Source organism: Flagellimonas olearia, assembly GCF_004150225.1.
GTDB classification, from domain to species: Bacteria; Bacteroidota; Bacteroidia; order Flavobacteriales; family Flavobacteriaceae; genus Flagellimonas; species Flagellimonas olearia.
This window is the reverse complement of record NZ_ML142912.1, coordinates 171,566-191,558: the sequence shown is the minus strand read 5'-3', so window position 1 is coordinate 191,558 and position 19,993 is coordinate 171,566. Positions and strand designations below refer to the sequence as shown.

Sequence of the window (19,993 nt, the reverse complement as noted above, 5' to 3'; positions counted from 1 at the left end):
ATCCAATCCTATGGCGGAAAGACAATGCTTGGAATGTGGAGCGAAGCTCTTGGGCAGGATAGACCAGAAATACTGCTCTGACCATTGCAGAAACGCCTATAACAATCGGCTGAACAAGGACAGCAAAAACTTGGTGCGCAACATCAACAACAAATTGCGGAAGAATTATCGTATCCTAGACAGCTTTCCTTTAAAAGAAGGGAAAACCAGTACCACGAAGATGCGATTGCTGGACAAAGGCTTTGATTTTGAATACATCACCAACCTGTATACCACCAAAAAAGGGAGCACCTACTATTTTGTGTACGACCTTGGGTATTTACCCTTGGACAACGATTATTATATGATCGTAAAACGGGAGTGAATGGATATTATTTCCAATTCTGGGCATTGAGCTTTAGGGCAGCCACCACAATATCCTTTCGGCTGATTTGTCCAACGAGGATATCCTTTTTCATTACGGGCAATCTTCTTCGGTTATGGCGGTCAAAGATTCCGGCAGCATCAAAAATACTCATGTCGTGGGGAATGGTCTCTACCTCTTTGGTCATGTAACGTTCCACACTTTTATCCAAAATGGGTTGGTTAAAATAACGGCTCTCCGAAATCTGCTTCATGCAGTCGGCTTCGGAAATGATCCCTACCAAAAATCCGTTATTGTCCAAGACCGGACCCCCAGAAATGTGGTATTTGGCAAAGGCTTCCATGACTTCCAAAATGGACTGTTCCGGGGAAAACGTAATCAACTTTTTCGTCATGTAGTCCTCCACCAATATGGGTGCATCGTATTTCTTCTTGGACTCCTCCTTAGATCGTATGCCTTGAAAACTCTTGATTGCCATAGGGTTGAAATTTAAGGTTGAATATTAAATATAGCTTTTTTTAGCGAATAACATAACTTTTTTAGTTCAAATGTGAGAACCTTTCATATTTTTCTATTTTTATGCCCTAACAAAGCAAAACCATGAAGCTCTCCCGAACGCTTGCCCTTTTAGTCCTCTTATTTTCAGTGTATTGGAGTTATAAAGCTTTGATGCCCTCCTACCATCCCGATGCTGAGGCGCCCTCACAGTCCTTTTCCACGGATAGGGCCTTGGTTCATGTCAAGAATCTATCCCTAGAGCCCCATGCGGTTGGGTTTCCAGGTCATATCCGAGCTAGAAACTATATCATTGCCGAACTCAAAAAAATGGGATTGGAAACCTCAACCCAGGAAGGGTATACCGCTGGCGATTGGGGAAATCTTAGCAAGGCCACCAATATTTTGGCCCGCATAAAAGGAACAACGAACGGAAAAGCACTTTTGCTCCTTTCCCATTACGACAGCAACCCACACTCCTCTTATGGGGCCAGTGACGCCGCTAGCGGTGTGGCCACCATTCTGGAAGGGGTGCGAGCCTTTTTGGCCGAAAGCCAGACACCAAAAAACGATATCATCATCCTGATCACGGATGCGGAGGAACTCGGCCTTAATGGTGCCGATCTTTTTGTAAACAAACATCCTTGGGCAAAAGACGTGGGCTTGGTACTCAATTTTGAAGCACGTGGCAGTGGAGGTCCAAGTTATATGCTCATAGAGACCAATCGTGGCAATGGCACCTTGATCAAGGAATTTACCAAAGCCCATCCAAAATATCCTGTGGCCAACTCTTTGGCCTACAGCATCTATAAAATGTTGCCTAATGATACCGATCTGACCGTTTTTAGGGAAGATGGGGATATTGAAGGCTTCAATTTTGCCTTTATTGATGACCACTTTGATTATCACACGGCGCTGGACACCTATGAAAGGTTGGATAAAAAAACATTGGCCCATCAAGGCAGTTACCTAATGCCTTTATTGAACCATTTCAGTGAAGCCGATTTGGGGAACCTTAAAAGTTTAAACGACTACATCTACTTTAACCTTCCCTTTTTTAATCTGGTTTCGTATCCCTTTGATTGGATTTGGCCCATGTTCGGACTGGCCTTGTTGGCATTTGTAGTACTATTGGTATTGGGTTTTAAAAAGAAAAAATTACTTCCCAAAGCTATTTTAAAAGGGTTTGTTCCGCTTTTGTTCGCTTTGGTCGTCAATGGGGTGCTGGGGTATTTTTGTTGGAGTGTTATCACATGGTGGTATCCCGATTTCAAGGATATGCTCCATGGATTCACCTACAATGGGCACTTGTATATTCTGGTGTATGTCATGATGGCTTTGTCGGTTTGCTTTTGGATCTACCATAAATTCCGTAAAACCAGTACGCCCAACCTTCTGGTCGCTCCCATTGTAATTTGGTTGATCATCTGTGGATTGGTTGCCCAATATTTGCCCGGGGCAAGCTTCTTTGTTGTGCCCTTATTTGGACTATTGGCCGCTTTTATGGTAACCCTCAACCAAGAGGAGCCCAATCCTTTTTTGTTGGTGTTCTTGGCCTTGCCTGCAATTTTTATCCATGCGCCCTTTATTAAAATGTTTCCCGTGGGTCTGGGATTGAAGATGATGGTGGCCGCAACGGTGTTCACAACCTTGCTGTTTGTTCTGGTCTTACCTTTTTTTGGTCAATTGAAGACCAAGGACCGTTTGGCCTACCTCTTCCTCTTCCTGTTCTTTGTTTTTGGCATATCGTCCCATATCAACTCAAATTTCAATTCAAAAAGACCCAAACCCAGTAGCCTACTGTATGTTTATAATGCCGATACGGATGTTGCTTCTTGGGCCACATATGACAATAGGCTGATTGAATGGAATGCCCAGTTTTTGGGAAGTGAAAAGCGCAAACCCACGGCTAAGGAACATGAAACACTCGCCAGCAAATACCGTACAGAGCTTACCCACATTGCTGATGCTCCCAAAAAAAATATTGCACTTCCGCGGATTGATACCGTAAAGGACACCATTATTGGTGAAAACCGGGTGCTTGAAATTTGCATCACGCCAAAACGCGATGTCAACCGTTTGGATGTGTACACCAACTCCATCCCCCTGACCAATGTCCAGGTAAATCGGATTCCGTTGACTTCCCATTTTTTGGAAAACCGGGGCAATCGATTGATCACACACTATATCACCAACAATGATTTTACCGAAATAGAGATGCAATTTCCAAAGGATTCGGTGTTGGAACTATCCTTTTACGAAGCTTCCAACGACCTGTTGACCCATCCCGATTTCAGTGTTCCAAAAAGACCTGAGACCAGCATCCCAATGCCCTTTGTGTTGAACGATGCCATATTGACCATCAAAACATTACGATTTGACTGATAACATAGGCGTTTTGGGTTGTGGTTGGTTGGGATTCCCCTTGGCCAAACGATTGGTGAAAAACTCCCATATAGTTCATGGTTCCACCACCTCAAAGGAGAAGCTGCCCCAACTTTATAAAGAAGGGATACGCCCGTTTCTGATTACATTATCGGAAACGGAGCTTCAGGGTGATGTGGCTGGATTTTTGCGGGACATCGACATTTTGATCATTAATGTGCCTCCAAGGCTGCGTGGCAAAAATGCAGAAAGCTTTGTGGAGAAAATGAAGTTGGTGCACACCGAAATCAAAAAGAGTGGGGTTTCAAAGCTTATTTTTATCAGCAGTACATCCGTATACGGATCTATCGAAGGGGAGGTTACCGAACAGACCCCTCCACAACCCAATACGGAGTCGGGCAAGCAATTGTTGGTCTGCGAACAACGCTTTATGGGAGACCCCAACCTACAGACTACGGTCATACGATTTGGTGGTCTCATCGGACCTGATCGCCATCCGGTTACCATGCTTTCCAGCAAACAGGATCTTTCGAATGGACACGACCCCGTTAATCTCATCCATCTGGAGGATTGCATCCACATGATAACCACCATCATCCAAAATCAATATTGGGGCGAGATCTTTAATGGCGTATATCCGTTGCACCCAAAAAAAATGGATTACTATGCGGATGAAGCCAAGAAAAGAGGGATTACGCCTCCCAACTATCTTGATAATCCTTCGGAACAAGAGGGCAAAGTGGTGCTTAGCACTAATTTCTTGAACAAATCCCATAGGTTTACCACCTCTATCCTTACCTAATCTCCTTATGACATTTTATTAACAGCTTTGTTCCGATAATTTTTTTAGTTTTGGCGCACTAATTTGAAGATCAATGAAAAAGACTTTACCTCTATTGCTATTGTTCCTTGGTTTTGGTGCCATGGCCCAATCCAAGAATGAACTTTTGGAGCACTACCAGGCATATTACAACGAAATGCGCTTGCAGGGCGATGTTGTGGGCGTTATTGGAGCACTGACCCATTTGAACGTACTTGCCCCTTCCCAAGAAAGAAGGGACACCCTGTCTTTTATCTATATGAACAATGGGCAGCACCTACAAGCCCTGAATACCATTGGAATAGAGAAGAACGATTCCGATTCTGACTTGGCGATTCAAGTAAAGGCAGTTTCACTAAAGGCCTTGAACCAACCCAAAAGAGCATTGGAACAGTTTGAAGCACTCTTCAAAAGAGACCCATCTCCCTATTTGGCCTATGAATTGGCCGATCTTAAGATACAAACAGGGGATACGGCCGGGGCAGGCACCAATATAGAATATGGGATTGCCAATGCCCAAGATGATATGAAATATGCTTTCTACGAAAGACAACAGCCTTATGAGGTTCCCTTAAAAGCCGCTTTTTATCATTTGAAGGGCCTATTGACCTTTAATTTGGACCAAAACAACATTGATGCGGCCATTGCGGCCATGGACGAGGCCTTGAAACTTGAACCAAACTTCAATTTGGCCAGTTTGAGCAAGCAGGCCTTGGAGTCCCGAAAAGAAAAACCCGAAGGTCAAGAGTAGACGATTATTGTTGCTTCCTTAGTTCAAGCAGCAACTGATCATCCTTTTTTTCCTTCATTTCGATCAATTCATCCACATTTTCGTTGGGAACGGCAATTGAAAGTACATAATGGGCAATCTTCCATTGCCCATTTTCTTTTTTGAGCACCCCGGAACCCCGGCACAGTTTCATCTGGGTATCCAACAATTCATCAAACCAAGCAAAATCCTTGGTTGCGTTAAGGTAGATATTACGCTGTACCGCCGTAAAACTCCACGCTTTGCCACGATCAAAATAGGGCTTGGAAAAGGCTTTGAACTCTTCGTTCTGCCAATTTTCGGTAGCGTCCGTACCTATAAACACCGCATCTCGGGTCATTTTCCCAAAGTAGGCATCAAAATCAGCATCGGAAGCTGCCATATGCCAACTATCCAATACCTTTCCGATTTTTTCCTTTTCAGTGGTTTGGGCCGTTGTGGTCAACGCCACAAAAACCAGCAGGCAACAAATTTTATTTTTCATCCAATATTAGATTTTTGTCCAACTGACTGTTCACAATGATATTCAATTGCTTTCGAAGGGCATTATAGGCTTCCATCATTTCAATGGTAGGCTCCGTGGTTTCCTGGTTTTCCAAGATCTTGGATTTTACCTTGTACAAATAGGTCCTGAGCACTTGTTGTCTACTTTTCACCTGAAAGGCATTGAACAATTCGGGATAAGTTCCCCCTGCCATGAGTTTCTCCTTCTCGATAAGGTCGTCAATGGCCAAGCTGAGATCTTCATTGTTGGTTGCCCGGTACAATACATCTATGCTTGCGGTCAGTGCCTTAAATTCTTCCCATGATTCCACAATAGTGGTCGCCTCTGGGTTCAAGGTCAACTTGGTCGGCAGTTTTTGGTAGTTGAAAACAAGCACCTCACTTTCCGGCTCCTCTGTAACCGCTTCGGTTTTTTTACAGCTCCATAAGACCGTAAAAACCATGGACATCCATAACAATTTTCGCATAAGCGAATGTACAAATTTTAATAAAGGCTATCTTTACCCCTGAACGCAATTAACTTCAAATTAAATGCAAAAGCCCATTCTCATTCTAGGTGCTTGTGGACAAATTGGGACGGAACTTACCATGGAACTCAGGGACAAATATGGTAGGGAAAGTGTCATAGCCAGTGATATCCGGGAAGGTAACGATGGCTTGATGCAATCAGGTCCCTTTGAGCTTTTGGACGCCACAAACTATGAAGCCATAGAAGATGTGGTAATGCATTATGAAATAGATGAGGTGTATTTAATGGCCGCCATGTTGAGTGCCACAGCGGAGAAATTCCCGATGCGGGCCTGGAACCTGAACATGGGCTCCCTGTTCAACATCTTGAACCTAGCTCGGGAAGGTAAGATTTCCAAGGTCTTCTGGCCCTCCAGCATAGCTGTTTTTGGACCCAACACCCCAAAGAATGACACCCCGCAGAACACCATTATGGAACCCAGTACGGTTTACGGCATAAGCAAGCAATCCGGGGAACGTTGGTGCGAATATTATTTTAAAAAATTCGGGGTGGATGTGCGTAGCGTGCGCTATCCAGGATTGATCAGTTGGAAGACCATGCCCGGTGGCGGAACCACCGACTACGCCGTGGAGATATATCACGAAGCCCTAAAAAAAGGTTCCTATCAAAGTTTTTTGGATAAAGAGACCCGACTTCCCATGATGTATATGGATGATGCCATTAGGGCCACTATTAGTTTGATGGAAAGTCCTGCTGAAAATCTCACCATACGATCCTCCTATAATTTGGGCAGCATGAGTTTCACACCCAATGAGGTGGCCAAAAGCATCCAAAAACACATTCCGGATTTCACCATAAGCTACGCTCCTGATTTTAGGCAGCAAATTGCAGATTCATGGCCTAGCAGCATTGATGATACAGCAGCGCGAAAAGACTGGGGTTGGCAACCTGGGTTCAATTTGGACCAAACCACGGTTGAGATGTTGGAAAACCTAAAAAAGGGGTGAAATTATTCTTCCTCCTCGGAATCGGAAAAATCATCGTCATCATCCGGGAGTTTGTCCATTTCCCTACTATCCAAATCTGATGTATCATCGTCATCCTCATCCTCATCAAAATTGGCCATGGTATGCTCCAATTTGGAACTTATCTTCACCAAATATTTGGTGTCGTCCGTGGACACCTCAACGGCTTCGATCAATTCACCTTTTAAATTCCGAAAATTGATCACATCGTTATCTCCATAGCCATCGGGGTATTTTTCCACCAAAAGTTTCAAGACTTCCGGAGTCAATTTCTTAAAATCGACAATTACGCGTTTGAGGTTGTTCATGGTGTTTGGCTTATCATCTAATCCATCTAAAATTAGAATAAAAGTGTTTGGTTGGGAAAAAAAATTGAAAAAATCACAACTTATCAATATCTGACTTACCGCCTGTCTTTTTCAATAATTTTATGTGGTGGATTTCCACATTTTTGTCAATGGGCTTCAACATATCATACATGGTAAGGGCCACAACACTGGCACCATGCATGGCCTCCACCTCTACCCCCGTCTTATAAAAGGTCTTTACGGAGATGATGATCTTGATCTCCAACCCCTCCATTTCATAATCAATGCCGCAATACTCCACGGGGAGAGGATGGCAATCCGGAAGTAGATCCGAAGTTTTTTTTACGCCCAGAAAACCAGCGGCCTTGCTCATGGAGAGCACATCACCTTTGGGAACCGTTCCATTTTTAATGGCCTCGATGGTGGCCATATCCCCGACTTTAACCACTGCCTGCGCCACGGCAGTTCTATGGGTGGATTGTTTTTGAGTAATGTCTACCATAAGTTATCTATTGACTTTCCATTGATAGGAATCATCCCCAAACAGCTCCTTTCCAAATACTGGGACGTGTGCCTTGATTTCCTCTACCACATACTCCAACGCTTCAAACGCCACCCGCCTGTGGGGGGAAGACACAAACACAAAAAGGCAAATTTCACCTGTATTCACCTTACCCTTGCTATGGTAAATATGCATGCAGGTAATTTCAAACTTTGAAAAAGTACTCTCCCGGATTTCATGGAATTTTTGATTGGCCATATCCTCATAGGCAGAATAATCAATGGCCGAAACGGTTTTGCCATCAATCTCATCGGCACGTACCTGTCCCAGAAAAATATCATGTGCCCCAATCTGGGTCTTGGATTGGTGTTTTGCTATGGATTGGGCAATAAACTCTGGGGAAATGGCCCCATCCACAAATACGTTCTTGACTTTGGTCTCCATATATGCTGGAAGTTTTCACTAAGGTAAGGAAGAAATAAGAAAGGGCCATGGACAAACACTTTGGGTCCATTCCCGGAAAATACCATACATTTATGACCCAAGGGGCGGTCCTTAACCCCTCTTTACAACTAAACCAAACACTTTACAATGAAAACAATAGTGCTCCCCTGCAAAACCCTGTGCATGGCCATGGTGGTTTTGACCGTTCTCCTCTTTTCTTGCCAAAAAGAAGACCAATTGGACTATAAAAATCCGGATTTGCCCATAGAGGAAAGGGTTGATGATCTATTACCAAGAATGACCCTGGAAGAAAAATTCTGGCAGTTGTTCATGATTCCCGGAGACCTATCAGATGGAAAGGAACGTTACAAGCACGGCATCTTTGGGTTTCAGGTGGCTACCAAGGGAAAATCGGGAAATGAGGCGGAGCAATTGTTGGATTATTCCGGCGGGGGCACCGCGGAACAAACCGCTGTTTTGATCAATGAAATCCAAAAATACTTTGTGGAAGAAACCCGATTGGGCATTCCCATCATTGCTTTTGATGAAGCGTTGCACGGTTTGGTTCGGGAAGGCGCTACGGCCTTTCCCCAGTCCATCGCTTTGGCAGCCACTTGGGATACCCTCCTTGTTGCCGATGTAGGTAAGGCCATTACCATGGAGACCAAAACTAGGGGGATTCGGCAAATCCTATCTCCTGTGCTCAACATTGCCCGTGATGTTCGCTGGGGAAGAACCGAGGAAACCTATGGCGAGGACCCTTTCCTGACCACACAAATGGGAGTCTCCTTTATTTCACAATTTGAAAAGGCCGGTGTGCTCACCACCCCCAAGCATTTTGTGGCCAATGTGGGTGACGGCGGACGCGACAGTTACCCCATCCATTTTAATGAAAGACTCATGGAGGAAATATATTTTCCTGCTTTTAAGGCCAGTTTCCAAAAAGCCAACGCCTGGTCCGTGATGACTTCTTACAATTCCTTTGATGGACGACAGTGCACTGCCAACGACTGGTTGCTCAACCAAAAACTAAAAAAGGAATGGGGCTTTGATGGTTTTGTGATTTCCGATGCCGGTGCCACGGGTGGGGCCAATGTGCTTCACTTTACCGCAAAGGATTATGCGGAATCCACCCAACAGGCCATAGAAGATGGATTGGATGTGATTTTTCAGACCTCCTACGACCACTACACCCTTTTTTACGAAGCTTTTGAAAAAGGAATGATCAATGAAGCTGCCATAGATGAGGCCGTGAGAAGGGTACTACGCGCCAAGTTTAAATTGGGGCTGTTTGAAAACCCGTATGTAGACCCAGAAGAAGCGGATAAATGGAACGGCACAGAAGGGAATCGGGAGTTGGCCAAGAAAGCTTCCTTGGAATCCATGGTCCTGTTGAAAAATGATGACCAGACCCTTCCCCTCTCCAAAACGGTCAAATCTGTGGCTGTGATAGGCACGGATGCCGAAGAAGCAAGACTGGGGGGCTACTCCGGACCCGGAAACAAGCCCGTGAGCATTTTGGAAGGCCTCAAGACCAAGTTGGGTGAAAACGTAGCGATCAACTATGCGGCTGGACCCGGAAGGGAATCCACCACTTATGTGACCATCCCCAGGGAACAATTGTACCATTATGAAGGTGGGGAGCAAAAGGCAGGGTTACAGGCAGAATATTTCAACAACATCACCCTTGAAGGCGAACCTGCACTTACTCGAGTTGACCCAGTGATTGATTTTAGATGGACCTTGTTTTCCCCCGATCAGGAGAAAATCAATTATGATTTCTATTCCGCGCGATGGACCGGAAAACTCAAAGCCCCCGAGACAGGCACTTTTAAAATTGGCATCAAGGGCAACGATGGATATCGAGTATACATCAATGGCGAACTGGTGGTGGACAATTGGACCAAGCAAACTGTCAGGACCATTACCCAAGACTATCGCTTTGAAAAAGGAAAGGAATATGATCTCAAGGTTGAATTTTTTGAGACCGTGGGCAATGTGTGGTTCAAACTATTGTGGGATGTGGGCGTTGAAAACGATTGGAAACAACAGATACAACAAGCCGTGGCCACTGCCCAAAAAAGCGACGTGGCCATTGTCACTGTGGGTATCGAGGAAGGAGAGTTCAGGGACAGGGCTTATCTATCCCTTCCCGGCCATCAAGAAGAATTAATCCAAAGTGTGGCCAAGACCGGAAAACCCATGGTAGTGGTTTTGGTGGGTGGCAGCGCCATCACCATGGACCGTTGGATTGATGATGTCCCCTCCATTCTAGACGTATGGTATCCCGGTGACGCTGGGGGCGATGCCATCGCCGATGTGCTTTTTGGCGACTACAACCCCGCTGGAAGGCTGCCCATTACCTTTCCGGTACATGAAGCGCAACTACCGCTGTATTACAACCATAAACCTACCGGAAGGGGCGATGACTATATCAACCTGACCGGAAAACCACTTTTCCCCTTTGGATATGGTCTAAGCTATACCACCTTTGCCTATGAGGACATACAAATTGATGCCCCGAGCATTTCCAAGGACCAGACCACAACTGTCCGGTTTAAGGTCACCAATACGGGGGAATTGGATGGTGACGAGGTGGTACAACTCTATCTCAGGGACATTTTGGCCTCCGTGGCGCGTCCGATCATGGAGTTGAAAGGATTTCAACGGGTCCATTTGAAAAAAGGGGAAACCAAGGAGCTGTCCTTTGAAATAACCCCAGAAATGTTGACCATGTTGAACGAAGGTATGGAACGCGTAGTGGAACCGGGCAATTTTAGAATAATGATCGGCAGTTCTTCCAATGACATTAGACTAAGGGCCATATTGACTGTGGAACCATAATATGATGAAGGAATTGGAATCCCTATATTGTTCCAAATATGGGTTTGTAAAATGGAACAAAGCAAAGAGCAATTGCTTGTAAATCTGGCAAAAAGGGTCAAAGAGTTAAGAGGAATCAAAGGAGTTACACAAGAAGAAGCCCTACATGATACGGGAATTCAATTTTCAAGAATTGAACAAGGCAAGCGAGACATTCAACTTTCAACCCTAAAAAAGCTCTGTCAGTATTTTGAAATATCCTTAGGTGATTTTTTCAATGCTTCTTTCGAGGATTGACACAATTCCGCAATTGTCCAAATGCTTCCCTAAAAATTGCACTCTTTTCCTTAGATTGCAATTCCATCAACCCAACAAAACCACTGTAATGTACATTGCCAGAACCCTTTTTTTTGCACTGACCCTATTGGTTTTTGCCTGTAAGACCGAAAAGAAAGATCAGACCGAGCCGGAGGAGCAAGCGTCCCTGCCCAATATCGTGATCATCTATGCCGATGATTTGGGCTATGGAGAGTTGGGAGCGTATGGTGCCACCGAACTGCAAACACCCAATCTAGACCATTTGGCCAATAATGGGATGCGCTTTACGAACGGATATGCCACTTCGGCCACCTGTACCCCCAGCCGATATGCCCTGTTGACCGGGTCCTATCCTTGGCGGAACAAAAGTGCCAAAATCTTGCCGGGCACCGCCCCCTTGATCATTGACACCACCCAAACCACCCTTCCCAAGGTGCTGAAACAACAAGGCTACACTACGGGGATTGTTGGGAAATGGCATTTGGGACTTGGCAGTGGACATGTGGATTGGAACCAAGCCATCAGTCCCGGGCCCAACGAGGTGGGCTTTGACCATAGCTATATCATGGCAGCTACCCAAGATCGGGTGCCCACAGTATATATTGAAAATGGGAAAGTAGATAATCTTGACCCCAACGACCCCATACAAATTGATTATCAAAACAACTTCCCGGGTGAACCCACGGGCAAGGACAACCCAGAGTTGTTGAAAATGAAATGGCACCACGGGCATGACAACAGCATTGTGAACGGCATTTCCCGAATCGGTTTCATGAAAGGTGGCGAGGCTGCCAAATGGGTGGACGAGGATATGGCCGATACTTTTTTGGCCGAAGCCAAACGATTTGTAAAAGAGAAGAAAGACCAACCCTTTTTCCTGTATTATGCCCTTCAACAGCCCCATGTACCCAGAACCCCACATCCTCGTTTTGTGGGATCTAGTGGCATGGGACCCCGAGGTGATGTGATCGTGGAGGCCGATTGGTGTGTGGGTGAGTTTGTAAAAACCTTGGAAGAAGAAGGGTTGCTGGAGAACACCTTGATCGTATTTTCAAGCGACAATGGCCCTGTGGTCAACGATGGATATTATGACGATTCCGTGGAGAAGCTGGGTGACCATAAACCCGCCGGTCCCCTACGTGGTGGAAAATACAGTTTGTTCGAAGCAGGTACCCGTGTACCCTTTATCACCTATTGGAAAGGAAAGATCAGCCCAGGCACTTCGGATGCGATGGTAAGCCAGGTAGACCTTTTGGCTTCACTGGCTGCATTGGTGAACAGTGATGCCACGACTCAAGACAGTCAAGATTTGTTGGATGTATTGATGGGAAAAAGCACCAACGGTCGGGATGAACTCATTATAGAGGCCTCCACCCGAACTGCATTTAGAAAAGGGGATTGGGCCATGATTCCTCCTTATGACGGACCAGCAATCATCAAAACCGTGAACATTGAAATAGGGAATGACCCGGAATATCAATTGTACAACCTCAAAGAAGACTTGGGTCAGCAGCACAACTTGGCTAAAAGTCATCCCGAGAAATTGGCCGAGATGAAAGCGGCTTATGAGAAAATAGTAGGCTCAAAATTAAAAACCGAAAAATTGGAACTTAAATAAATCCTGATTTAACTTAAATCAAACTTTGCCTCCTTGCCTTTTGTACCGCTTCGAGCTTGTTGTGCACTTGTAGTTTTTTATAAATGTTCTCTATATGCTTTCGTACCGTACTTGGTGAGAGGTATAGGTTTTTGGCAATCACGGTATAGCTTAACCCTTCGGCCAATTGTTCCAATACCTCCTGCTCCCGTGCACTGAGTTCAATTGCTTCTTCCTTCGCTGACAGTGACTCCTGCCGTTCGGGATATCGCAACAACTTTAATGTCTTTACGGCAATGGAAGGGCTCATGGCCGCCCCGCCCTCAATGGTCTCGGTAATGGCATTGTACAATTTATCGGCTTCTATTTCCTTCAACAAATAACCGTCTGCACCGGCCTGGATGGCATTGAAAATATTCTCATCATTGTCAAAAACCGTTAGCATGAGTACTTTGATATGGGGATATTTCTGTTTTACGATGCGAACGGTTTCAATTCCGTCCAAAACAGGCATTTCTATATCCATGAGCACCAAATCAAGGTTATGGCTCTTTTCCAGTTTGGCAAGTAGTTCACTACCGTTGAAGACCATGTACTTGATGTCCAATTCCTCAAAATCGACCAATTTTTCTTTAATGGCACGAGCCAAGAACGTATTGTCGTCCACTATGGCCAGTTTGATTTTGCTCATGGTCTACTATTTTAGTGTTAAGAATTATGCCCTTACCTGCAAAGTTACCTTGGTTCCTTTGCCGAGTATACTTTCTTGATCAAAATCAATGCCCGCCTTTTGAGCCCGATTCCTCATAATATGAAGTCCGTTCCCGGTTGACTCCCCTGAGGTATCAAATCCCTTCCCAAAGTCTTCAATGACAATTTGCACCCTGTTGTCCAACTCTTCAAATCTTATATCAATCTGATCGCTGTCCGAGTGTTTCACGGCATTGTTCACGGATTCCTGAACAATCCTAAAAAGATTCATCCCCACAAACGCATTGAGCACCTTGTTGATCGGGCTTCCCTTGATATTCACCTTGACTTTGTCATCCGTGGCTTCATGAACGGTTGCCGCCAATTGCTGGGTTCGTTCCTTTATATCTTCCAAGCTGATCTCGTCCTTGTTCATGGCCCAAATGGTATCCCGAAGCTCGGAGATGGTGACCAATGAAAACTGTTTCATTTGGGTGAGCTTTTCCATAAGGAAAACTTCCCCTTTATCAATGCCCCGTTTGGCCGAATCGGTAATTGATGTTAGGTATGTGAGTTGGGACCCGATATTGTCATGCAGGTCACGGGCAATGCGCAGGCGTTGTTCCTTCAGGTCTTCCTGTGCCCGGGCCTCTGCCATGGCCTTTTCCAGAGCGGTCTCCCTTGCAAAGTTCTTTGCCTTTATTTTCTGTTCCCTGAACATTACAAATCCCGCGATCAACAGTATGGCCAATAGACCACCGCTACCCATCAGCATATTGTTGCGTTTTTTTATGGACAGTTCGCTTTCCACAAGCTCGTTCTGTTGGCGTAGAATCTCGTTTTCCTTCTGTTCGGACTCGTATTTTTCCTTTAGATTAAGTACTTCCCTCGATTTTTCGGAAAAATACAGGCTGTCTCTAGCCGCCTTGTGTTTTTGATGGTATTCATAGGCTTTTTTAAAGTCCACTTTTTCTTCATAGATCAAGGATAAGGTTTTTGATAGTGCATCAATGGCCGGAATAAAATCCATTTGATCCGCTTCTTTATAAGTGGCCAATGCCAATGCTTCAGCTCTGTTCTCCTTTCCCTGTTTGAGGAGTACATTGGCAAGGTCATTCTTCAAGAACAACAAAGCCAAGCGCTCACCTCTTTCCTTTTGAAGGGCAATGGCCTGAATATAGTATTGCTCTGCTTCTTCAAAATTTTCAAGTCCCCAGCTCGCCAAGGCCATGTTGGTTACAGGGTAGGCTTGATCCAATCTTGCTCCCATAGATTCAAAGCCGTCGAATGCTTTTTTTGCATATTCAAATGCTGCATCATATTCCTTTTTTACAATATAAGCCGATGCCACACTATTATTACTGGTAGTCACCATATATTCGTTGCCCATCCCCTTGTAAATTTCCAATGCTTTGAGATAGTATTCCAAAGAAAGGTCGGGTTCTTCAATCAGCTTAAATCTGTTTCCAAGATTTAAATATGACCCAGCAATCCATAGACTATCCTTTCCTGCTTCATAGTTTTCCAATGCCTTTAATTGAAAGTCCACAGCCTTGTCAAATTCAGATAATGCCTCATATGCATTGCCCATATTTGTGTAAAGACTTCCCAAAACAGAATAATCCTTGGAGGTTTCTAAAATTGGTTTCGCCTTCAAGTGAAAATCCAATGCTTCTTTAGGCCTGCCTTCATCTTGGGAAAGTACCCCATAAGCAACCCATATCCTTGCCCTATAATAATCGTCATCACTGGTTTCTGCCTGCTGATAAGCCTTATCCATGTAATGTCGGGCACTGTCCCTATCTACGGAACGAAACTTCATTCCGATATCTTTTAACACAAGAACCCTATCCTCGCCCTTCTTGAGTTGTAGGGTATCCTTCAAGGCATCGATGGCTTGTTGAATATCCTGTGCCATTATGGATTGCGAGGAAAAAAAGAGAAAAAGAAAAATGGCGATTGGAATCTTCTGAAAAGTGGTCATTGTCAAAAAAATGGTTGGTTCTTAAAACTAAACCAATTGAGGTTATGATCTTACCTTTTGCACATAAAATTTTAGGGGGAACTTGTTATAAATCTCAATTGGCTTTATCCACCAACTTCTGAATGGTGGCATCCAAAAAGGAACCAATGGCCATTTCGGCACCTTTCTTATATTTTTCCGGGTCGCATTTTACAACGGACACATTGATGTCTTCCTTATCCTCTACCCTCCATACGTGGAAGACCCCGGCATCCGTTCCGCGCCTGTCCACATCGGCTCCCTGTGAGGCATCAAATTTTTGCTTTTCAAGAACGCCATCCACCTCAACACCACCGCGAACGATCATTTGACCAATATTGAACCTATTGAAGCTGGATTCATCAATCTTAAAATCAGTCTCTGCCTTTACTTGTGCATATCCGGCATGTCTGTTCAAGGCCCTTGTTGTTTCGCTCAATGCATTATCGAATGCCAGCACGTTCAACACCACCTTATTGAATATAAAATCAGTTTTTTGATTGGACACCTTCATTTCAACCTGTTCCTCATAATTGGCAATTTTCAAGGGGCCGGTCTTCTTATTTTCCATGGATTGCTTGTTCACAATGAATTTTTGCCCGGTGGGACGCATTACAATGGCCCCGAACTCATCTCCTTTTTCCCCACCTTGACCTGATCTTAAGTCCCATCGTTTTTCACGGTTTTTCTCATAGGCGGAATGGTTCCATAATTCTTCAATGGGAGCTATTTCAAATCCTTTGGCAACAAGGTCCGCCTTGTACTCTTCAAAAAGTTTATCGGTAAGTTGTTGAAGGTCGTCAATATTAAGTCCATCGAGTACCAGGGTCAACGATGCCTTTGCATCTCCCTTTAATCCTCCTCGCCACATTTTGCCCCCTTTTTTCTTATCCTCCAATTGCAAGGCGGTTTGAAAGTTGACTTGAAAATCGGAGATGACAATTCGTTTTGGACTTTTTCTAAAGTTCAAATTGGCGGGACCCAGCATCTTTACTTTGAAATCCTTGACATTTTGTGCATTGGCTGCAGGAAAAGCGCATAATAGGATCAACAAAAAAGACAATAGGGATACATTGATACGTTTCATAGTATTGGTTTAAAGTTTGGAACAAACCTAGCTTGCAATAATCTGAAACTCAATAGGGCAATTGTCGTAATATGATCACGAAGCCATACTCAAATATCAAAATAGACAAAGCTTATAAAACCCATGATCAAAGTGGCAATCAGAAGAGCGGAATTTACACGCTTTAATTTTGGATTCAATTTTTTACGAATGGCATACATATGCAGCACCACAGCCAAAGAGAACGCCGGCAGAGTGACATAAAGATTAAAAAGGTAAAACCAGAGCCAGCACGTACAAAGAGACCAAACTGAAATTGCTGTTATGGCAGGCGGAATCCATTGATGCAATTTGTTCACACTTTTATCCGGGAAAAGAAAGTGGAGAATCGTTGCCAACAGCACCATTGGCCCGGTCATTGCCATCAACAATAAAACACTACCAAACATATTTTAATTTTAATCCATTGGTGGAATATCCATTCAACATCTAAACCAGATGAACCTCCTCACCGTTGGTGAGCACCAAGCTCAACGGCTGATTGCCATATTGGGTCTTGTACAGGATTACCTTATCGCCAACCGAAAGTTTATCGTACAGAGCCGTATCCACCACAAGGGGTCCGGCGGTAAGTACAACTCGATTTGAACTTGAATACCGATTGGACGTCCGGGCATATTTATCCTCAACAATGGTGGCCACGCCTCGTTTGTATGAACCATCCTTGTTCTTTATAAAGTTCCTGTATGATCTATACAATTTAATCCCTTGGTACAACGGAACCACCCATAATGGAAAAAGCACCACCACAAAACTCCAAAAACCACTTAGTATCAGCATAAAGCTGATTACCATAAAGGGGCTGGACCTAACAAAACGGGCTTTTATCCCAGTCTTCCACATCCGCTTCAACGCCTCATGGTCCCTTTGGGTATATCGGGCATGGGGCACATGTTTTTCCAAGTGGCTTTCTCCATCATTTTCCGATGGTTCCGAATCGCCATCATCAAGCTGACCGACCACTTCAAGGCCAAGAGTGGTCCCCGACTTGGGTGCGCGATCCAACTGCACCGTTGTTCCAATTCTTGCTTGGGAATAATAAGGGTACTCTACCGAAAACTCATTCCCATCAATATATAGATAGTAAGACCTTCTGGTATGGGACCTTTTTTTGTGGCCATAACCTGGTCTGTCCCCCGTGGTGGACCAATGCATCCTTTTGTCCGTTATCTTGCCGGTCACCCGTGTCTTTGATCCTCGTTTCAAATCGATTGCAGTGGACGAGATCATATAGACGATGACACCAAAAAATAGCACCGAGAACGCCATCATCATATAAATTCCAAAGGAATCATCGGCAAAACCTGAGTTGAACATAAATGATAGAAATACCCAAAATATCCCAATGACCACAATTGGAAACATAAGCATGGCATACAATTGGCGCCGGAGCTTGAGCTTATCCTCAGGTTGCAAGGGCAATGTTTCGTGTACTGGCATTGAATGTAGTTTACTCTTGATCCTTGGTCTGGGCCCTGTGCTTAAAGGCACTTTTTAAGACCATAACTCCTATTTGATTTGATGGGACCAAAATTAGAACCTGCCATAATCCTTACAATAGGGCAATTGTCCTATTGCGCCATAGCATGGCATACGGATAGTTTTGTTAGGAACCAATCCATCCTAAAAGATGAAAACCGACACCTTCTCCCAAAAAATTTCTGTAATCTTCCTTTTACCGGTTGCCTTGCTTTTTCAATATTGCGGATTTTCCCAAAAACTGCACCTGAGTAACTATGATATGTCCAATGGTCAAGTAAAAGAAATGGCCATCATCAAATATCATGCAATTGGAAATCATTTGTACAGTGAAAAAAACGAACTTCTGTTCAATTCCGAAGGCTATCTGATGGAAGACAAGCTTTACTTGGATAACCATTACGAAACACGGACATCCTATGGATACCTTGAAGATGGTGCACAGGCCATTGAGAAAAAATTCAATGCATCCGACGAGCAAGAAGGCCTCGACAAAAAACTTTACATCTATACAACACCTATTGGTGTTATTTCGGACGACCTACCGGAATCCGTGAAAAACGATAAAGGGCAGTACATTGTTCTTGGAGGTTTAAAGTACGGGGCAATCTTCAAGTACAAAAAATATGTGATCATATATGAACTTGCAGAATCAAACAACGGAGAGGCCACGGTGTTCTACTCCAGTAATTACACCTACGATGGACTAAAACTAAACGAATCCTATAATCAAAAGGATATACGTTATTTTAAATACAATGACAAAAAGGTATTGGAAGAGGAATTGGGTATGTCAGAAATATGGGAGAATATCTTGTACAAATACACCTATGATGAACGTGGAAACTGGATTGAACGGACAAAGCTGAAAGCATCGAACTTTACCGATAATAAATATAAATGGCACATTGATGAGGTCAAATACCGGACCATCACCTATATGGATGGCACAGTGACCGGAAGCACTGTACCCAACACCCCGGAAATGGCGTATTTGGCCAACCAAGAAAAATTGGACGGACTACCAAAACTAAGTGACCCCATTTTAATGTCAAAATCCATGGAATTCTTGAAAGGAATCACCTCCTTACGCAACAAGACCAGTGAAACTACCCAGACAGCCCAAACCAATACATATCCTTCAAAATGCCTTTCCGGTGATTGCGCCAACGGTTTTGGTAAAATTGATCATAAAACCTATACGGTGGAGGGGTTCTTTAAGGATGGAAAGCCGCATGGACAGGGAACCATGTTCTACAAAGACAATTCAGGATACTATCAAGGAAACTTTGTAAATGGTCTTAGGGATGGATTTGGCATATACACATGGATCAACAGTAAGAACTATTACATTGGGCAATGGGAAAAGGGCTTTCAAAATGGATATGGATATGTAAAGAACGGCGGGGAAATTCTACAGGCAGGTAGATTTGAAAAGGGGAAACTGGTTCAAGATCTACTTACCAATGACTATAAGAACAAAATAGCAAGGGGAAACTGTGTGGGTGATTGTAATAATGGGTTTGGGTATTATAAATTCAACAATGGTGATAGCTACGTTGGGTTTTTTACCAATGGCCAAAGAGACCGTGTTGGGGCTTATTCTTGGAAATCGGGATTGGCACATATCGGAACCATAGTAAATGAGCAGCATACCGGTTATGGCCAAGAATTCTATAAACCCAGCGGGGACTATTATCTGGGGGATTTCTCACAAGGAAAACGTCAAGGTATGGGCATCTACTACAACAAGGAACACAAAATTTTACAAAAGGGAATTTGGAACAACGGCCAGTTGAACAAAGGGTTCTAAGTGGTAAATTTGCATGGAGAATCAAGTTTTGATGGGACTACCGTTAAAGCTTAGAAAATA

General features: G+C 44.1%; 20 protein-coding genes. 9 read left to right on the top strand and 11 right to left on the bottom strand.

Annotated elements, in window-relative coordinates; translation table 11 throughout:
- Positions 1-10: 10 nt before the first annotated feature.
- A complete protein-coding gene (locus DN53_RS14160; RefSeq protein ID WP_129655223.1) occupies positions 11-364 on the top strand; it encodes a hypothetical protein in 354 nt (117 codons plus the stop codon).
- A 7-nt stretch (positions 365-371) separates the two neighbouring features.
- Here the strand turns inward: DN53_RS14160 and DN53_RS14155 are convergent, their stop codons facing one another.
- The gene (locus tag DN53_RS14155) at positions 372-842 is read right to left on the bottom strand and encodes a CBS domain-containing protein (RefSeq protein ID WP_116216946.1); all 471 of its coding nucleotides are present in this window, start codon (positions 840-842) and stop codon (positions 372-374) included.
- 122 nt (positions 843-964) lie between these two features.
- Between DN53_RS14155 and DN53_RS14150 the strand changes: the two genes are divergently transcribed.
- From DN53_RS14150 to DN53_RS14140, 3 genes are all read left to right on the top strand, one after another.
- Positions 965-3,244, top strand: coding sequence for a M28 family peptidase (locus DN53_RS14150; protein ID WP_129655221.1), 2,280 nt, complete (start codon positions 965-967; stop codon positions 3,242-3,244).
- Positions 3,237-4,046, top strand: coding sequence for an SDR family oxidoreductase (locus DN53_RS14145; protein WP_129655219.1), 810 nt, complete (start codon positions 3,237-3,239; stop codon positions 4,044-4,046). Before DN53_RS14150 ends, DN53_RS14145 begins: the two co-directional genes overlap by 8 nt.
- 73 nt (positions 4,047-4,119) lie before the next feature.
- A complete protein-coding gene (locus DN53_RS14140; protein WP_129655217.1) occupies positions 4,120-4,815 on the top strand; it encodes a tetratricopeptide repeat protein in 696 nt (231 codons plus the stop codon).
- Between the two features lie 4 nt (positions 4,816-4,819).
- Here DN53_RS14140 and DN53_RS14135 read toward each other — a convergent pair whose 3' ends face one another.
- Together DN53_RS14135 and DN53_RS14130 are read right to left on the bottom strand one after the other, a co-directional pair.
- On the bottom strand, positions 4,820-5,317 hold the full coding sequence (locus DN53_RS14135; protein WP_129655215.1) for a nuclear transport factor 2 family protein: 498 nt from the start codon (positions 5,315-5,317) through the stop codon (positions 4,820-4,822).
- Entirely contained in the window at positions 5,307-5,804 is a 498-nt protein-coding gene (locus tag DN53_RS14130; RefSeq protein ID WP_129655213.1) for a hypothetical protein, read from the bottom strand. Before DN53_RS14130 ends, DN53_RS14135 begins: the two co-directional genes overlap by 11 nt.
- Before the next feature lie 64 nt (positions 5,805-5,868).
- On the opposite strand from DN53_RS14130, the gene DN53_RS14125 reads away from it, so the two are divergent.
- Positions 5,869-6,813 carry an NAD-dependent epimerase/dehydratase family protein gene (locus DN53_RS14125; RefSeq protein WP_129655211.1) on the top strand — a complete coding sequence of 315 codons (945 nt, stop codon included), beginning with the start codon at positions 5,869-5,871 and terminating at the stop codon, positions 6,811-6,813.
- A 2-nt stretch (positions 6,814-6,815) separates the two neighbouring features.
- Here the strand turns inward: DN53_RS14125 and DN53_RS14120 are convergent, their stop codons facing one another.
- The 3 genes from DN53_RS14120 to DN53_RS14110 all read right to left on the bottom strand — a co-directional run bounded on the left by DN53_RS14120 (position 6,816) and on the right by DN53_RS14110 (position 8,085).
- Positions 6,816-7,139 (bottom strand): hypothetical protein, encoded by a 324-nt coding sequence (locus DN53_RS14120; RefSeq protein WP_129655209.1) that lies wholly within the window; start codon positions 7,137-7,139, stop codon positions 6,816-6,818.
- Positions 7,140-7,212: 73 nt separating this feature from the next.
- Entirely contained in the window at positions 7,213-7,641 is a 429-nt protein-coding gene (moaC, locus tag DN53_RS14115; RefSeq protein ID WP_129655208.1) for a cyclic pyranopterin monophosphate synthase MoaC, read from the bottom strand.
- 3 nt (positions 7,642-7,644) lie between these two features.
- Positions 7,645-8,085: a molybdenum cofactor biosynthesis protein MoaE gene (locus DN53_RS14110; RefSeq protein WP_129655205.1), complete on the bottom strand. Its 441-nt coding sequence runs from the start codon at positions 8,083-8,085 to the stop codon at positions 7,645-7,647.
- Between the two features lie 147 nt (positions 8,086-8,232).
- Between DN53_RS14110 and DN53_RS14105 the strand changes: the two genes are divergently transcribed.
- The 3 genes from DN53_RS14105 to DN53_RS14095 all read left to right on the top strand — a co-directional run bounded on the left by DN53_RS14105 (position 8,233) and on the right by DN53_RS14095 (position 12,844).
- Positions 8,233-10,929: a glycoside hydrolase family 3 C-terminal domain-containing protein gene (locus tag DN53_RS14105; protein ID WP_129655203.1), complete on the top strand. Its 2,697-nt coding sequence runs from the start codon at positions 8,233-8,235 to the stop codon at positions 10,927-10,929.
- Between the two features lie 51 nt (positions 10,930-10,980).
- Positions 10,981-11,205 carry a helix-turn-helix domain-containing protein gene (locus tag DN53_RS14100; RefSeq protein WP_129655201.1) on the top strand — a complete coding sequence of 75 codons (225 nt, stop codon included), beginning with the start codon at positions 10,981-10,983 and terminating at the stop codon, positions 11,203-11,205.
- 88 nt (positions 11,206-11,293) lie between these two features.
- Complete coding sequence (locus DN53_RS14095) at positions 11,294-12,844, top strand: sulfatase family protein (protein WP_129655199.1); 1,551 nt, start codon at positions 11,294-11,296, stop codon at positions 12,842-12,844.
- Positions 12,845-12,857: 13 nt separating this feature from the next.
- Here DN53_RS14095 and DN53_RS14090 read toward each other — a convergent pair whose 3' ends face one another.
- The 5 genes from DN53_RS14090 to DN53_RS14070 form a co-directional block, all read right to left on the bottom strand.
- The gene (locus DN53_RS14090) at positions 12,858-13,514 is read right to left on the bottom strand and encodes a response regulator (protein ID WP_129655197.1); all 657 of its coding nucleotides are present in this window, start codon (positions 13,512-13,514) and stop codon (positions 12,858-12,860) included.
- A 24-nt stretch (positions 13,515-13,538) separates the two neighbouring features.
- Positions 13,539-15,497 (bottom strand): tetratricopeptide repeat-containing sensor histidine kinase, encoded by a 1,959-nt coding sequence (locus DN53_RS14085; RefSeq protein WP_129655195.1) that lies wholly within the window; start codon positions 15,495-15,497, stop codon positions 13,539-13,541.
- Between the two features lie 94 nt (positions 15,498-15,591).
- Entirely contained in the window at positions 15,592-16,602 is a 1,011-nt protein-coding gene (locus tag DN53_RS14080) for a hypothetical protein (RefSeq protein WP_129655193.1), read from the bottom strand.
- Positions 16,603-16,691: 89 nt separating this feature from the next.
- Positions 16,692-17,030 carry a hypothetical protein gene (locus DN53_RS14075; RefSeq protein ID WP_129655191.1) on the bottom strand — a complete coding sequence of 113 codons (339 nt, stop codon included), beginning with the start codon at positions 17,028-17,030 and terminating at the stop codon, positions 16,692-16,694.
- A gap of 40 nt (positions 17,031-17,070) precedes the next feature.
- Positions 17,071-18,081, bottom strand: coding sequence for a hypothetical protein (locus DN53_RS14070; RefSeq protein WP_129655189.1), 1,011 nt, complete (start codon positions 18,079-18,081; stop codon positions 17,071-17,073).
- A gap of 190 nt (positions 18,082-18,271) precedes the next feature.
- Between DN53_RS14070 and DN53_RS14065 the strand changes: the two genes are divergently transcribed.
- The gene (locus tag DN53_RS14065; protein WP_129655187.1) at positions 18,272-19,933 is read left to right on the top strand and encodes an MORN repeat-containing protein; all 1,662 of its coding nucleotides are present in this window, start codon (positions 18,272-18,274) and stop codon (positions 19,931-19,933) included.
- Positions 19,934-19,993: the final 60 nt, after the last annotated feature.

Coding starts and splice junctions, on each gene's coding strand:
- DN53_RS14160 (WP_129655223.1), top strand. CDS start 11: ATGGCGGAAAGACAATGCTTGGAATGTGGAGCGAAGCTCTTGGGCAGG.
- DN53_RS14155 (WP_116216946.1), bottom strand. CDS start 842: ATGGCAATCAAGAGTTTTCAAGGCATACGATCTAAGGAGGAGTCCAAG.
- DN53_RS14150 (WP_129655221.1), top strand. CDS start 965: ATGAAGCTCTCCCGAACGCTTGCCCTTTTAGTCCTCTTATTTTCAGTG.
- DN53_RS14140 (WP_129655217.1), top strand. CDS start 4,120: ATGAAAAAGACTTTACCTCTATTGCTATTGTTCCTTGGTTTTGGTGCC.
- DN53_RS14135 (WP_129655215.1), bottom strand. CDS start 5,317: ATGAAAAATAAAATTTGTTGCCTGCTGGTTTTTGTGGCGTTGACCACA.
- DN53_RS14130 (WP_129655213.1), bottom strand. CDS start 5,804: ATGCGAAAATTGTTATGGATGTCCATGGTTTTTACGGTCTTATGGAGC.
- DN53_RS14125 (WP_129655211.1), top strand. CDS start 5,869: ATGCAAAAGCCCATTCTCATTCTAGGTGCTTGTGGACAAATTGGGACG.
- DN53_RS14120 (WP_129655209.1), bottom strand. CDS start 7,139: ATGAACAACCTCAAACGCGTAATTGTCGATTTTAAGAAATTGACTCCG.
- moaC (WP_129655208.1), bottom strand. CDS start 7,641: ATGGTAGACATTACTCAAAAACAATCCACCCATAGAACTGCCGTGGCG.
- DN53_RS14110 (WP_129655205.1), bottom strand. CDS start 8,085: ATGGAGACCAAAGTCAAGAACGTATTTGTGGATGGGGCCATTTCCCCA.
- DN53_RS14105 (WP_129655203.1), top strand. CDS start 8,233: ATGAAAACAATAGTGCTCCCCTGCAAAACCCTGTGCATGGCCATGGTG.
- DN53_RS14100 (WP_129655201.1), top strand. CDS start 10,981: ATGGAACAAAGCAAAGAGCAATTGCTTGTAAATCTGGCAAAAAGGGTC.
- DN53_RS14095 (WP_129655199.1), top strand. CDS start 11,294: ATGTACATTGCCAGAACCCTTTTTTTTGCACTGACCCTATTGGTTTTT.
- DN53_RS14090 (WP_129655197.1), bottom strand. CDS start 13,514: ATGAGCAAAATCAAACTGGCCATAGTGGACGACAATACGTTCTTGGCT.
- DN53_RS14085 (WP_129655195.1), bottom strand. CDS start 15,497: ATGACCACTTTTCAGAAGATTCCAATCGCCATTTTTCTTTTTCTCTTT.
- DN53_RS14080 (WP_129655193.1), bottom strand. CDS start 16,602: ATGAAACGTATCAATGTATCCCTATTGTCTTTTTTGTTGATCCTATTA.
- DN53_RS14075 (WP_129655191.1), bottom strand. CDS start 17,030: ATGTTTGGTAGTGTTTTATTGTTGATGGCAATGACCGGGCCAATGGTG.
- DN53_RS14070 (WP_129655189.1), bottom strand. CDS start 18,081: ATGCCAGTACACGAAACATTGCCCTTGCAACCTGAGGATAAGCTCAAG.
- DN53_RS14065 (WP_129655187.1), top strand. CDS start 18,272: ATGAAAACCGACACCTTCTCCCAAAAAATTTCTGTAATCTTCCTTTTA.